General features: G+C 67.0%; 12 protein-coding genes. 4 read left to right on the top strand and 8 right to left on the bottom strand.

What is annotated here, in order from left to right:
• Positions 1 to 257, top strand: a 257-nt coding sequence (locus L880_RS0124950; RefSeq protein ID WP_027477953.1) for an integrase core domain-containing protein, incomplete at its 5' end; no start/stop codon positions are given.
• A 1-nt stretch (position 258) separates the two neighbouring features.
• On the opposite strand, the gene L880_RS35915 is transcribed toward L880_RS0124950, so the two are convergent.
• Positions 259 to 462, bottom strand: coding sequence for a hypothetical protein (locus L880_RS35915; protein ID WP_157463066.1), 204 nt, complete (start codon positions 460 to 462; stop codon positions 259 to 261).
• A gap of 136 nt (positions 463 to 598) precedes the next feature.
• Here L880_RS35915 and L880_RS36840 point away from each other — a divergent pair, with 136 nt between their 5' ends.
• Together L880_RS36840 and L880_RS34595 are read left to right on the top strand one after the other, a co-directional pair.
• A complete protein-coding gene (locus tag L880_RS36840) occupies positions 599 to 988 on the top strand; it encodes a cold shock domain-containing protein (RefSeq protein WP_084461655.1) in 390 nt (129 codons plus the stop codon).
• A gap of 282 nt (positions 989 to 1,270) precedes the next feature.
• A complete protein-coding gene (locus tag L880_RS34595; protein ID WP_157463065.1) occupies positions 1,271 to 1,612 on the top strand; it encodes a hypothetical protein in 342 nt (113 codons plus the stop codon).
• 132 nt (positions 1,613 to 1,744) lie between these two features.
• On the opposite strand, the gene L880_RS0124940 is transcribed toward L880_RS34595, so the two are convergent.
• From L880_RS0124940 to L880_RS0124925, 4 genes are all read right to left on the bottom strand, one after another.
• On the bottom strand, positions 1,745 to 2,803 hold the full coding sequence (locus L880_RS0124940) for a helix-turn-helix domain-containing protein (protein ID WP_027477952.1): 1,059 nt from the start codon (positions 2,801 to 2,803) through the stop codon (positions 1,745 to 1,747).
• A 152-nt stretch (positions 2,804 to 2,955) separates the two neighbouring features.
• Positions 2,956 to 3,942 carry a Bug family tripartite tricarboxylate transporter substrate binding protein gene (locus L880_RS0124935; protein ID WP_027477951.1) on the bottom strand — a complete coding sequence of 329 codons (987 nt, stop codon included), beginning with the start codon at positions 3,940 to 3,942 and terminating at the stop codon, positions 2,956 to 2,958.
• A gap of 66 nt (positions 3,943 to 4,008) precedes the next feature.
• Positions 4,009 to 5,493, bottom strand: coding sequence for an amidase (locus tag L880_RS0124930; protein WP_043330602.1), 1,485 nt, complete (start codon positions 5,491 to 5,493; stop codon positions 4,009 to 4,011).
• 211 nt (positions 5,494 to 5,704) lie between these two features.
• Entirely contained in the window at positions 5,705 to 7,456 is a 1,752-nt protein-coding gene (locus L880_RS0124925; protein WP_027477949.1) for an amidohydrolase, read from the bottom strand.
• A 304-nt stretch (positions 7,457 to 7,760) separates the two neighbouring features.
• Here L880_RS0124925 and L880_RS0124920 point away from each other — a divergent pair, with 304 nt between their 5' ends.
• A complete protein-coding gene (locus L880_RS0124920) occupies positions 7,761 to 8,870 on the top strand; it encodes a helix-turn-helix transcriptional regulator (RefSeq protein WP_027477948.1) in 1,110 nt (369 codons plus the stop codon).
• Here the strand turns inward: L880_RS0124920 and L880_RS0124915 are convergent, their stop codons facing one another.
• The 3 genes from L880_RS0124915 to L880_RS0124905 form a co-directional block, all read right to left on the bottom strand.
• Entirely contained in the window at positions 8,871 to 9,821 is a 951-nt protein-coding gene (locus L880_RS0124915; RefSeq protein ID WP_027477947.1) for a SphA family protein, read from the bottom strand. It abuts the gene before it with no gap.
• Positions 9,822 to 9,970: 149 nt separating this feature from the next.
• The gene (locus L880_RS0124910; protein ID WP_051443591.1) at positions 9,971 to 10,993 is read right to left on the bottom strand and encodes a WD40/YVTN/BNR-like repeat-containing protein; all 1,023 of its coding nucleotides are present in this window, start codon (positions 10,991 to 10,993) and stop codon (positions 9,971 to 9,973) included.
• A 35-nt stretch (positions 10,994 to 11,028) separates the two neighbouring features.
• Positions 11,029 to 13,422, bottom strand: a complete 2,394-nt coding sequence (locus L880_RS0124905) for an efflux RND transporter permease subunit (RefSeq protein ID WP_027477945.1) — start codon at positions 13,420 to 13,422, stop codon at positions 11,029 to 11,031.
• Between the last annotated feature and the right edge of the window lie 135 nt (positions 13,423 to 13,557).

Genomic DNA, 13,557 nt, shown 5'->3' with positions numbered 1-13,557 from the left:
AGCCGTCGGTGGGCAGCAAGGGCGACAGCTATGACAACGCCCTGGCCGAGACCATCAACGGTCTCTACAAGGCCGAGCTCATCCATCGCCGAGCGCCTTGGAAGACGAAGGAGGCTGTGGAGTTCGCGACGCTCGAATGGGTGTCCTGGTTCAACCACCATCGCCTGCTCGAACCCATCGGGTACATCCCGCCCGCAGAAGCCGAGGCAAACTACTATCGGCAACTCGCCAGTCAGTCCACCGCGGTGGCGGTCTGACTTAAACCAAACAGCCTCCTTGAAAACCGGGGCGATTCAGCGGCGATCGCTCATCATCACTGCCAGATGGCCCTTTGCCTGGTGTGTCTTCGGTCATCTCACTCGAAGGAAAACTTTGACGGGCCAAGTCGAGCATGGTGTTGCCGAATCTCTTCATTCCGACAGAAACGGATTCAGCCAACTCGCTGAGCACAGATGAACTCATCAAATCGTCCGCTGGTCACAGCGTACAACGAAGCGATCGCTTGGCCCATGGCTGAAACGGTGAATTTTTCGGAAATTACGCCTGCGTTTGAAGCGATGACCATGTAACGAGTTCCTGGCGCAGTTGACGAGAGCGCATTTTCGACCTGCCTCTCAAGGGGTGTGTTGGCTACTATGTAAGATCAACGGCCACCAACTCACCATTCGTTGCAATACCTGCATACAGATCAAACTGGGTACTGAACGGAAAACTCAGATGCTGGAACGACGAGAGGGGATTTGGACTCATCGCTCCTCGCAATGGCGGTCGCGAGATTTTTGTGCACATCAGTTCGTTCCCAAGAGAGGGGTCTCGCCCAAACTTTGGCGAAACTGTCATGTATGAGCTCAGCCGGGGTAACGACGGAAAGGCCCAGGCTGGCATGTCTACCGGCGGGCCCTCGGAAAACCATCAACATATCCGCGCCCACTGTTACAGGATCGCAACAGAACCCGTTCGCTTGCAACCATACTCATCACTGCACTGAACTATTGCGCCCAAGTTCAAAGAGGCACTCGAAAAATCAACCCCGCAGATTGCACCTGCCAAGGCACTGCTTTCGCATCGGGCACGCTTCCCGCTCCCCATGAAGCGCTGCGCAATTGCGACATCTCCACTTTGCCCGCGGCGTTGAATTCGCCCCACGGGTAACTCGCACTTTGGGTTACACAGCGAGGCCAATCTCATTGCAGAACGGTCAAGCTCCAACCGACCGCAACACCTGTACGACCCCATGCCCCACAAGCCCTGGCTCAAACCCCACCATCACTTGCTCGCCCTTCTCTGCGCAGCCGCCCTCTCCCCAGCCACAGCAGCCACCGCGGCCAAGCTGCACGCCGGTGCCCCCTTTCTCCCCACCCGGCAACACTTGCTCGCCCAGGGCTGGCAGCCGCTGGAGGTGCACCGCCACGACGACGATGAGTTCATGGGCACCGAGAAGGCGCTGCGGCAGCAGGCGATTGCCGAAGTGGAGTCTTGCGCCATGGACCGGGCCATCTGCATCTTCAACTACCGCAAAGGGCGCCAATGCCTGCGGCTGTTCACCGAGGGCGAGCAGGTCTCCAAGATGAAGATCCATCGGTGGGCGCGGGAGTGTGTTCAGTTGCACTGAGAGGCGCTGAGCGATACGGAGCTGACGTGTAGCGGCACGTGCTTGGGCAGCAAAGCATCAGAGGGGGTTTTGCGACGGCGGCATGGGCCTGTTCAGAAACCGATGGGCCCCTACCTAGTATCCATCTGTGACTCAGTGCTGCGGCGCAGCCATGACCTTCCCCTGCCCCAACGTAGCCGAAGGCAGTTCGCCAAACAAGGCCCGGTAATCACCGGCAAAGCGCGACAAATGCCAGAAGCCCCAGCGGGCAGCCACATCACCGACACCCCCACCACCGGCCCCTGCCCCCTGGCTGGCCTGGCGCAGCAGGTCGCGCCGGGCGCGGTTGAGGCGCATGCAGCGCAGGTAGGTGATGGGGCTGACCTGCAGCAGGTCTTCAAACGCGTATTGCAGGGCGCGGCGCGAGGTGTGGGCGGCCTCGCAGAGGTCGGGCACGGTGATCACCGACTCGGCGTGGGCCTGCATGTAGTCGCGGGCCAGGCGCACGATGCGCTGGCGTGAACTGGCACAGGTGGGCAGATCGGCCACCACGTGCTCGGGGCGAAAGCACTGCAGCACTGCGTCGGCCAGGGCCAGGCCCAGCGTGCGCCGGGCGGCCGCCGGGCCCAGCAAGGTCGGCGCCTGCTGCCCCAGGGCCAACGCCGAGGCGGTGAGGCGCTGCAGCTCATGCCGGCGCGGGCCCAGCGCACGCAGCACGCAGGTGCGCGGCACCTGCCAGGCCGCACCCGCCAGCTCGGGGCCATCCACCCTGGCGGCCAGGGCCTGCAATGCGGTCAAGGGAATGCTGATGCCGATCAGCTCCATGCGAGCGGCGGTGACCAGTTGAAAGGGCACATCCGACTGGATGCCGATGGGGGTGTCGGGGTCGATCTGGTGCCCGCAAAAGCTGGCCCGGCCTGCGTCGAAATCGGCCAGCCCGACGGTGACATGGCCGCTGCGCGCGCTGCCGTCTTGCAGCACCGACTGGTTGCTGGTTTCGCGGAACACCTGCAGCTGGTCAAAGCGCAAATCCTCCAGCAGGCCCTCGAAGCGGCCTGCGCTGAGCTGCTCATAGTGCTGTTGCCACGAACTCAGGCTGGCCGCCTGGGATTGCGCGTCGTGGGTGTGAGCGCGCTGGTAGCAGGGCTCGGACCAGGGTTCGGCCCCAGGCTCAGAGAGCGCAGGTGCAGGGGGCAGGTTGCGGGTGTGCATCGTGGCAGTATCAGAAGTTCTGGGCCAGGGCGCCATCGGTTGCAACACCGATACGGTGCAAAGGAGCACCCCGCCCGACAAAGCTCTGACAACCATGCAAGATCGGGGCCTGATCGCATGCATGCCACACCCGTCAACAGGCGGAGCGACGACTACTGCGGTTGCAGGTTGATGGCCTTCGCAATGGCCCGGTACTTGTCGATGTCGGCGGCGTAGCTGGCGCGCAAGGCGGCCAGTTCCATGGGCGGGGCCACGCTGCTGCCACCGGCCTCGATGGTGCGGCGCACCTCGGGCACGGCCAGGATTTCGTTGCAGATCTGGTGCAGCTTCTGCTGCAGAGGCTCGGGCGTGCTGCGCGGCACCTGCACGCCGCTCCACAGGCCATAGACAAAGTCTTCGAAACCCTTCACGTCTTTCATGAGCGGCAGGCTGCTCAGCTTGGGGTGCTTTTGCGAGGCCGCCAGGGCCAGTGCCTTGACCCGGCCCGACTCGATCACGTCGGGGATGTTGCCCGCCAGCGGCACAAAGGCAAAGTCGAACTGGCCCGAGATCAGATCTTGCACCAGGGGTGCCATGCCTTTGTAGGGCACGTGCAGGGTCTTGAGCCGGGCCAGTTGCGTGAAGCGCTCACCCAGCAGGTGGTACAGCGAGCCGGGCCCGATGCTGCCGTAGCTCAGCTCCCTGGCCCCGGGCTTGCGGGCCAGTTGCAACAACTCGTCGACGCTGTTCACGCCCAGGTTGCTGCGCACCAGCAGCACCATGGTGGTGACGGCAAACTGCCCCACGGGTTGCAGGTCTTCGGGCTTGTAGCGGGCCGCGGCCATGCCCAGCGGGGTGAGCATGATCTCCATCGGCGAACCGGCCAGCAGGGTGTGGCCGTCGCCCGCCGCACTGACCACGCGCTGGGTGCCGATGGCGCCTGACGCGCCGGCCAGGTTCTCGACGATCACCGTCTCGCCCAGACGCCTGCCCAGCTCGGGCTGCAGCTGGCGGGCCACGATGTCGGAGCCGCCGCCGGCCGGGTAGGGAACGATCAGGCTGACCACCCGGCCATCGGCCCAGGTGGCGCCGCTGGCCAGGGCGCCGGCACAGGCCAACAGCCATTGGCGGCGCGGCAGGGGAGCATTGGCATGGTTCATGGGGAGAGGTCCTTTCGGATGAGCTTCGTGGGGGATATGGAAAGCACTGAAATGGAGCGGCCGGTCTCAGACCGGGGTGCGCAAAGCCGGTGGCGCCTGATGGCGCCAGGGCGTGGCCTGGTACCAGCCCTCGCACAGCTGCAGCAGGGCCAGCTCGGCCTGGGGGCGCGCCATGAACTGCAGACCCTGCGGCAGCCCTGCGGCATCGAAGCCGGCCGGCACGCCGGCGGTGGGCACGCCCGCCAGCGAGGGGCCGATCACCACCTCCATCCAGCGGTGGTAGGTGTCCATGGCACGGCCGGCCACCTGGTCGGGCCAATGCCAGCGTGCATCAAAGGGGGGCAGCTGGGCCGCAGGCAGCACCAGGTGGTCGTAGCGCTCGAACAGCTTCATCACGGCGGCATACCACTCGCTGCGCGTGGCCATGGCCTGGGCGATGGTGGCGGCATCCAGGCCCTGGGATTGCTCGAACTCCCAGCGCGCCTCGGGCTTGAGCAGCTCGCGCGTGGCAGGGTTACCGTACAGGCCGCCCAGGTGTCCGGCCAAAATCAGCTGGCGCAACACGCACCAGCTGCGCCACAGGCGCTCCATCGGGAAGAACGGGGCCACCTCTTCCACCAGGCAGCCCAGGGTGTCGAAGTGCGACAACGCGGCCCGGTTGGCCGCCAGCAGTGCAGGCTCGATGGGCAGGTAGCCCCCGAAGTCACCCAGCCAGCCGATGCGGCGCCCACGCAGATCGGCCTGCAGGGGCTGGCGAAACTGCAGCGGGTCGCCCGGCAGCGACAGGGGCGCACGCGCATCGGGGCCGGCCAGGGTGGACAGCAACCAGGCCAGGTCTTGCGGGTTGCGTGCCATCGGGCCTTCGGTGCCCAGTTGTTGGTAGAACACATCGGCGGCCGGAGCCATGGGCACCCGCCCGAAACCGGGGCGCAAGCCGTAGACGTTGTTCCAGGCGGCGGGGTTGCGCAGCGAGCCCATCATGTCGCTGCCGTCGGCCACCGGCAGAAAATGCAGCGCCAAGGCCACCGCCGTGCCGCCACTGCTGCCCCCCGCGCTGCGCGTGGGGTCGTAGGCGTTGCCGGTCACGCCGTGCAGCGGGTTGTAGGTGTGCGAGCCCAGGCCGAACTCAGGCGTGTTGGTCTTGCCGATCAGGATGGCGCCGTCGCGCCGCAGGCGCTCCACCACCACGCTGTCGTGCGCGGTCATGTTGCCCGCCAGGGCCGGGCTGCCGAAGGTGGTGGGCAGGCCGGCGGTGGCGGTCAGGTCTTTGGGCGCCTGTGGAAAGCCGTGCATCCAGCCCTGCCACTGGCCCTGGTCCAGCAGCTGATCCTTGTCGCGCGCCTGGCGCAGGGCCAGCTCAGGCTCGATGCGTGAGACCACCGCATTGAAACGGGGGTTGAGTGAATCCAGGTGCACCAAGGTGGCCTGCATCAGCTCCAGGCACGACAGCTCACGTGAGCGGATGCGGCGCGACAGCGTGAGGGCGTCGGTGGCCAGGATGTCGGGCAGGGCCACGCTCGCGGGCGCAGCAGAATCCAGGGGGCGATTCATGGGGGGTGATCCGTTCAGCAAAAAGGCCAGAGCTGCCTGCGGGCACGGGCCCTGGGCAGGCCCGCCAGCCGGCAGCGCGATGGCCCCATGCTAGGGACGGACGCGCGCGACCGTTATCCAATTTGCGCAAAAACGAATCAGGGTTGCACCGGATGGGCACGCCCCGGTGATGTGGCCGCCCCCGGCCGGCCACACGCTGCGCGGCCCGCCCTCAGGGCTGCAGCGAGAGCTCGCGCCCCTCGAAGAAGACCTGCTTCACCCGGGTCTGGTGCACCTGCGTGATCGGCACCTTGAACAGGTGGCGGTCCAGCACGATGAAGTCGGCCGACTTGCCCACGGCGATCGAGCCGGTCACCGGCCCCAGGCCCATGGCCTGGGCGCTGTTGAGGGTGTAGACCCGCAGCGCCGTGGCCAGGTCGACAGCCTGATCGGCCCCCAGTTGGCCCGGCACCTCACCCAGCGGGTTGCGGCGGGTGACCATGCCTTCGATGCCGATCCAGGGGTTGGGCGTGGGCTGGCCCGCGGGCCAATCGGAGCCACCGGCCACCAAGGCGCCGGCCTGCACCAGTTTGCGGATCGGGTTGAAGCGGTCGGCACGCTCCGGGCCGATGGCCGCGGCGGAAGCCAGGTTGAGCCCGGTGGGGAACCACAGCATGGGCGACACATCCACCACCACGTTCAGGGCCTTGAAGCGGGCCACATCCGCCTCGGCCACCAGCGAGGCATGGGCCACCTGGTGGCGCGGGCCCTTGGGGCCATTGCGGCGGCGCACCTCGGCCACGGCGTCCAGCGCCTGGCGCACCGCGCCGTCGCCCACCGCGTGCATCTTCACCGGCACGCCCCGGCGGTCCAGTTCGGTCAGCATGTCCACCAGCTGCTCGGTGGTGTAGGTGCTGGGGCCATGGTAGTGCGCGCCATGCTCGGCATCGGGCAGGTAAGGCTCGATCATGTTCGAGGTGCGCGCCGGGGGCACGCCGTCGAGAAACAGCTTGGCAAAGTCAGGCGCCACATGGGGGCTGCGCAATGTTTCGCGAACCTGCACCAGATCCATGCCGCTGCGGTCACCCGCCTGGGGCGAAGGCAGGAAAGGCAAGGAGCCGACATAGTGCAGGCTCAGGCCTTTTTGGGCGTCGAGCTGGCCCCACAGGCGCAGGCTGCTCTCGTAGGCGAAGGCGTCCTGGATGCCGGTGATGCCCAGCCCATTGAGGGTGCGCACTGCGCCGCGGGCCGCCTCCATCTGGCGCTCGGGTGTGCGCGGCGGGATCAGTTGCTCGATGGCGTGGAAGGCAGGGAACTCCTTCATCAGCCCGGTCAACTGGCCGTCACCGGCGTCCTTCACGTAGAAGCCCCCGGGCGGCGGGGTGCTGGCCGCGTCCAGCCGGGCACGGCGCAGCACCTCGCTGTTCACCCAGCGGTTGTGGAAGCTGTCGTCACGCAGGATGACCGGGTGGTCGCCACTGGCCTTGTCCAGCAGGGCCAGCGCCTGGGTGCTGGCCATCTGGGCCAGCAGGCCGCCGTTGAAGGCCGCGCCCACGATCCAGTCGCCCGGGCCGGCCTTGCTCGCGCAGTCGCTCACCCGGGCCAGCACCTGCTCCAGCGTGGCCGCCGGCGAGAAGTTGCAGCCGAAGCGGTCTTCCCATCCCCCGTCCAGAGGGTGGATGTGCACGTCGTTGATGCCGGGCATCACCATGGCCCCGGCCAGGTCAAGCACCCGGGTCTGGGGCCCGATGTGGCGGCGCACCTCGCGCTCGCCCAGGGCCACGTAGCGGCCGTCGCGCACCGCAAAGGCATCGGTCCAGCCGGTGCGGGCCTCGACGGTGTAGACCGCGGCATGGCGCACCACCAGGTCGGCGGGTGGCGTGGGGGCCGCGGCGTGGGCCAGCAAGGTGGTGGCGCCGGCCAGCCAGGCGCACAAGGCGGGCCAGCGGCGGCGATGGAGGGGGTTGGCGTGGGTTCGGTTCATGGCGGTGTAGTGCAAGGGGTTGATGCCGAGCGCAGACCAGCAAGCTGGCCCGCGAACTGACAGAGCCCAGGCTACCGACCGCAGCGGGCCCGGTCATGTACCAATTGGTACAAGCCGGTGCGACAGACCTCGTGGCCCTTGCCACGTGCAGGCGACTGTATTGGTGAATCTCTCTATGGCTGGGCGCGCAGCAAGTCGGCACAGTCGGTGCTTGCATGGTCTGCATCTCGCCCGAATACGCCTTATCACGCGTTCCCACGCCCCACCAAGCATCACGCCGCACCCATTTGACGCCCTGAACGCCATGAACAACAAAGACGAGCTTTTGCTTCAGCTCTACGCCTGTGCGTCGCAACCGGCCCACTGGGCCCAAGCCCTGGACCAGTTGTGCGCTGAGACCGGTGCCTGCTCAGCCGTGGTGCAGACCTTCGAGCTGTGCACCGAGGGCGTGCGCCTGGGCTGGCAGGTCAGCGACTCGCGCACGCAACGCCAGAGGCCGCTCGACTTCCCCCAGGTCACGGGTGAGCACAACCCACGCCTGCAGACACACCGCTTCAAGCGCGGCCTGAACCGCGTGGTGCGCGACGACGAGTTGTTTGACCGGCACGACCCCGGGCGTGTCACGCTGCAGGCCGATCTGGCCCGCATCGGCCTGGGCGAGTTCATGGGGGCGTTGCAGCCCCTGGCCGACGGGCGCCTGCTGGGCATCGCACTGCACCGCCCCTGGGGTGACCCCGACACCTTTGACCGCCACAGCGAGGATCGGCTGGCCGCCCTCGCCCCCCACCTGAGCCAGGCCTGCGAGCTGGGCCAGCAACTGCTCTCGGCCCGCACCGAGATGCAACGCCAGCAGCAGCACGCCGACATGCTGCGCTGCGCCCTGATCGCCTGCGACGAGCAGGGCCAGGTGCAATGGATGAACCACAGCGCCATGCTGCTCACCGGTGCCGAGCGGGGCCTGTCGAGCCGCGGTGGCCTGCTGCGGGCCCAGAGCCCCGGCCTGTCGGCCCGCCTGCATGAAGACATCGCTGCCGCCGCACGCGATGAGGCCCGCGCCGTGCACTACACCGTGATCGACAACGCGCATGGCTCCCTGCACATCGCGCTGCGTGCCAGCTCGGTGGATGCTCAGGGCACGCGCTCGGTGATGCTGGCCGTCACCAGCGCACAAGACCTGGTGAACGTGCCGCCCGACATCTGGGCCAAGCTGCTGGGCCTGACCCTGGCCGAAGCCCGGCTGGTGGCCGCCCTGGCGCAGGGCGAGACCGTGGAACTGCATGCCACGCAGCGGGGCATTGCCCTGGGCACGGCGCGCAACCAGCTCAAGATGGCTCTGGCCAAGACCGGCACCTCACGCCAGGCCGACCTGGTGCGCGTGGCGCTCAGCTCGGCAGCGGCCCAGGTGCTGGGCTGATCAGAAGCTCCAGCCCAGGCGGATGGCAGCGCTGGTGCCCTGGGTGCGGTTGCGCACCTGGGTCTCTCGGTAGATGTGCATCGACACCAGGGGCAGACCCGAGCCAGGTTGGAAGTAGGTCAACGCCGGGCCCAGGGCCAGCGCGCGTGAGCGATTGCCGTTGCTCAGGCCTGGTGCCACGTCGTCGCTGATCTGTTGGTACAGGTAGCCTCCGAGGCCGGCCGTCCAGGGGCCGAAGTGCTGGCCCACGGCAAAGTCGTGCTCGTACTCTGTGCCCGAGCGGTAGTTGGTGTCTTTGTTGCGCTGGTTGAAGTTGAGCTGGAACCACGACGACACCTCGAAGCCCCCGGGCTGGATCCAGCTGAAGGCCCATGAGGGCGACAGCGTGGCATGGTTGGTACCGGCATTGATCAAGCGGTTCTTGTCGTACGAACCGGTGGGCAACTGGGCTGCCAGCTGGAAGTTGCTGAACAGGCCAGGGCTGTGCACCCATTGCAGGATCACCGGGATCAGCTGCACATCGCCCAGCGCCTGGTTCTTGCCCGACAGGCCCACGGGGCCCGCTGGGGTGGGCACACTGAGGTTCATCGACATGTCCAGCACCGGCACCACAGCGCCCCAGCCATAGCGGGCACTGCCCACCCTGTGCTCGGTCATGCGGATGTAGGCCATCGAGTAGCTGTTCACCTTGAGGTCGGGCGTGGCCGCAGAACGCTGGCCCGCGTTGTCGCGCAGATCGCTGGCCCGTGTGGCCGCGGCACGCACACCCACGGTGCCGAACTCGGTGGGCGGGGGCAGCAGGCCGGCCCCGAAATCGTAGACACCCGGGGGGGTGATGGGCGAGCCGTTTTCAACGGCGTGGGCGGCCTGCAGGGCCAGTGTGGCCAGTCCGAAGCCCATCAGGCAGCGGGTGGACCAGGCGGGCAGTTGAGAGGCTTGAAGCTTGTTCATGAGGGTGACTCGTGGGTTGATTGGGTGAGCCCCCAGCGTAAAAACACGGTGCTTGTGGCGCATGTCCCATATGGGCCACAGAGCACATCGGCGCCTCAAGAATCAGCCTCGAAGATTCACTGAAATGGCGCCCCGCTCGAGCGCCGGCATCAGGGCTTGGCAGCGTCCTGCACCAGGCCCTGCTTGGACAGCAGCACCAGCCGCCCCTGCGCATTCACCACCGCCGCCGTCAGCCCCAGGTGATCGGGGCGCACCTCGGTCTTGAAGCGCGCCCCGGCATCCTGGCTTTGCAGGCGTAAGCCATCCAGCCCCACACCCACGACTTGCGCCACACCGTTGCCCTGCACAGCCACCAGCTGCGTGATCGACGACTCGCTGTGGCTGTCGATGCGGCTCCAGCGCTTGCCTTCGTCCGTGCTTCGGTACAGCGAGCCGCGCAGCCCCGCCGCCAGCAACTCGCCCCCGGGCAGCGCCACCCCGGTCCAGAACGAGCCCTTGTAGCCCGTGCTCAGGTAGCTCCAGTGCCGGCCCTGGTCGGTCGAGCGCAGCAGCATGCCCTTCTCGGCCGTGGCATACAGCACACCCTGGCCCGTGGCAAACAGGCTCAGCAGGTTCAGGTCGGCCTTGCGTGCGCCCTCGGGCGGCGCGAGCGTGACCGGGTTCCAGCTCTTGCCGCCATCGTCCGTGCTCAGCACCAGCGACCACAGGCCCACCGCCACGCCGCGCTGGGCGTCCAGCATGTGCAGCGCAAACAGCGGCCGGTCTTCTCCCGTGGCGCTGCGCTGCACGGCCCAGCTCTCGCCCCCGTCTTCGGTGTGCAGGATCACGCCCCAGTGCCCTGCGGCCCAGCCCTGGCGCGCATCGGTGAACGACACGCTGGTGAGGGTGCTGTCCACCGGCACGCTCTTGGCCTGGCGCCAGGTCTGTCCGCCGTCGTCGGACAGCATCACCACCCCGTGGTCGCCCACCGCCACCAGGCGATCGCCCGCACGCGTGGCGCCCAGCAAAGAGGCTGTGCCGGCATGGGCCACGCGCACGGCGGGCACCAGGCGGGGGGCGTTGTTGGACTCCTGGGCCTGCACACCTGGGCTGGCCAGGCATGCGGCCAGAACAGTGATCTGCACCAGGGGCAGCAGGCGAGATGGCAAGTGCAAGGCGGTGCTCTTCTTCATCAGTTTCTTCATCATCGTCTTCATGTTCACCCCGCTCAGTGCGCCAGGCCCGGGGCCTTGACGGGCTTCTTGCGCGGGAACAGCCGCTCCAGCCACACCGCAAACGCCGGCAGCGCCGTCATCGCCATCACCATGTTCACCATGAACATGAACGCCAGCAGCTTGCCCATGTCCGCCTGGAACTTCAGCTCCGAGAACGACCACGTAGCGACCCCCACCGCCAGCGTGATGGCCGTGAAGATCGTGGCCGTGCCCACCTCCAGAATCGAGTGCTCCAGCGCCTTCACGATCGGCTGGCCGTGCGACAGGTGCAGCTGCAGCCGGTTGTAGATGTAGAACGCATAGTCCACCCCGATGCCCACCGCCAGCACCATCACCGGCAGCGTCGCCACCGTCAGGCCAATGTCCAGCTCTTTCATGAACCAGTAGCCGATGAAGGTGCCCACCGTCAGGGGCAGGCAGCACGCCAGCACGGCCCGGAAGTCCCGGTACACCAGGAACACCAGGATCACGATGGCCGCGTACACGTACAGCATCATCGGCAGCTCGCTCTTCTCCACCTCATCGTTGATGGCGGCCAGCACCCCCGCGTTGCCCGAGGCCAGGCGGATCTGCACACCCTCGCCTGGGCCGTCACCGGGGTTGGCCTTCTTGAAGGCCTCCACCGCCGCAATCACCCGGTTGATGGTGGAGGCCTTGTGGTCGGTCAGGAACAGGTGCACCGCCGTCATGCTGCAGTCTTTGCGCATGGTGCCCCGGATGCGCCCGATCTCGGTGGCCAAGGCCGCGTAGTTGCCCGCATCGATGGGCACCACGCTCATCTTCGGGTTGCCTTCGTTGTAGCCCTCGTTGTACAGCCGCATCTGGCCCGAGAACGAGGACACCGACAGCACCCCCTGCACGGGCTGCAGCGCCCAGGTGAAGCGGTCCTGGTACAGGCCCAGGTTCACGTTCTCGCACAGGCTGGCCGCCTCGGGGCTGCCTTCCTTGGCCGTGCTCTCGAAGACCACGGTGAGCCAATCGAGCCCGGTGTCGAAGTTGTTCGAGATGGACACCGCGTCGCGGTTGAAGCGGGCCTCGGGGCGCAGCTCGGGCGCGCCGGGCTGGGTGGTGCCCACCACGCGGCCATGGCCTTCGACCACCGCCACGGCAAAAATGGCGCCCACCACCAGCAGGCACACCGCAGCGTTGCGCGGCTCGGCCACCCGTGCCAGGGTGCGCAGCCAGCCCGAGCGCGCCTCGCGCTTGAGCATGGCGCGGTCGGCGTAGGCCTTGCTCACGTTGAAGAACGAGGCCGCCACCGGCAGCATCACCAGGTTGGTGATGATCTTGAACGCCACCCCGAGCGACGCGGTGATGGCCAGCTCGCGCACCATGGGGATGGGGATCATCACCAGGGTCACAAAGCTCACGAAGGCCGTCACCAGCGCCAGCGTGCCCGGGATCAGCAGCCCCGTGAAGCTGCCCCGGCAGGCCTCGTAGCAGCTCTTGCCGTGCGAGATCTCGCGCACGATGAAGTTGATCTGCTGCACCCCGTGCGACACGCCGATGGCAAACACCAGAAACGGCACCAGCACGCCCAGCGGGTCCAGCCCGTAGCCCAGCAGGTGCAGCGCCCCGAACTGCCACACCAGCGAGGTGAGCGAGCACGCGATGGGCAGCAGCGTGAAGCGCAGCGAGTGGCAGTACCAGTACACGGCGGCCGCCGTCAGCAGCAGCGCGATCACACAGAACTCGAGCACCGCCGAGGCGCCATCGGCGATGTCGCCGATCTGTTTGGCAAAGCCGATGATCTGCACCTCGAAGTTCGCGTCTTCGAACTTCTGGCGGATCTGGGCTTCGAGCACGCGGTTGTAGGCCACGTAGTCGACCTTCTTGCCCTCGCGGTCGTATTCGATGATCTCGGCGGTGACCATGGCCGAGCTCTCGTCGCGCGAGACCAGGGTGCCGATGAAGCCGCCGCGCGCGGTGGCCTCGCGGATCTTCTTGACCGTGGCCTCGTCGAGCTGGCCCGGCGAGATGGTGCCGTCGATCAGTGGGTCGGCCCGAAAGCCCTCTTCGGTGATCTCGTTGACGAAGCTGTTGGGCGTCCACAGCGACTGCACGCCCAAGCGCTCGATGCTGGGCAGGAACACCACGCCCTGCGTGACCTCGTAGAGCTTTTGCAGGCCGGCCACCGTGAAGATGCTGCCCTGGCGGGCCTTGACGACGATGTTCAGGCGGTTGGCGCCGAGCACGTCGGCGCGGTACTTCTGGAAGGTCTGGATGTAGGGGTGGTCGCTGGGCATCTGCTTCTCAAAGCCCGCGTCCATGCGCAGCTGCAGCGCAAAGAAGGCCATCAGGGCGGTCAGCGCCAGCAGCAGGCCCAGCGTGGCACGGCGGTACAGGAAGAAGAAGCGCTCCAGGCCTCCGACCCATCGGTTCAACATAGTGTGTGGCCCTTGGCAAACTGCTCAGGCAGAGAAACAAAAAATACCATCGCCCGCCCAGGGCAGGCCCCAGGGGGCGATGGCCATGAAGGCGGGGGTATCAACCCCCCCGCCACCCTTCTCGGAGAAAGAAGA

Source organism: Curvibacter gracilis ATCC BAA-807, assembly GCF_000518645.1.
Classification (GTDB): domain Bacteria; phylum Pseudomonadota; class Gammaproteobacteria; order Burkholderiales; family Burkholderiaceae_C; genus Curvibacter; species Curvibacter gracilis.
This window is presented reverse-complemented; position numbering and strand designations above follow the sequence as displayed.

Bases quoted from the DNA above. Each gene is read 5' to 3' on its own strand.
- L880_RS0124915 (WP_027477947.1), bottom strand. From the start codon at position 9,821: ATGAACAAGCTTCAAGCCTCTCAACTGCCCGCCTGGTCCACCCGCTGC.
- L880_RS35915 (WP_157463066.1), bottom strand. From the start codon at position 462: ATGAGTTCATCTGTGCTCAGCGAGTTGGCTGAATCCGTTTCTGTCGGA.
- L880_RS0124905 (WP_027477945.1), bottom strand. From the start codon at position 13,422: ATGTTGAACCGATGGGTCGGAGGCCTGGAGCGCTTCTTCTTCCTGTAC.
- L880_RS0124910 (WP_051443591.1), bottom strand. From the start codon at position 10,993: ATGAAGAAGAGCACCGCCTTGCACTTGCCATCTCGCCTGCTGCCCCTG.
- L880_RS0124935 (WP_027477951.1), bottom strand. From the start codon at position 3,942: ATGAACCATGCCAATGCTCCCCTGCCGCGCCGCCAATGGCTGTTGGCC.
- L880_RS0124925 (WP_027477949.1), bottom strand. From the start codon at position 7,456: ATGAACCGAACCCACGCCAACCCCCTCCATCGCCGCCGCTGGCCCGCC.
- L880_RS0124920 (WP_027477948.1), top strand. From the start codon at position 7,761: ATGAACAACAAAGACGAGCTTTTGCTTCAGCTCTACGCCTGTGCGTCG.
- L880_RS0124930 (WP_043330602.1), bottom strand. From the start codon at position 5,493: ATGAATCGCCCCCTGGATTCTGCTGCGCCCGCGAGCGTGGCCCTGCCC.
- L880_RS0124940 (WP_027477952.1), bottom strand. From the start codon at position 2,803: ATGCACACCCGCAACCTGCCCCCTGCACCTGCGCTCTCTGAGCCTGGG.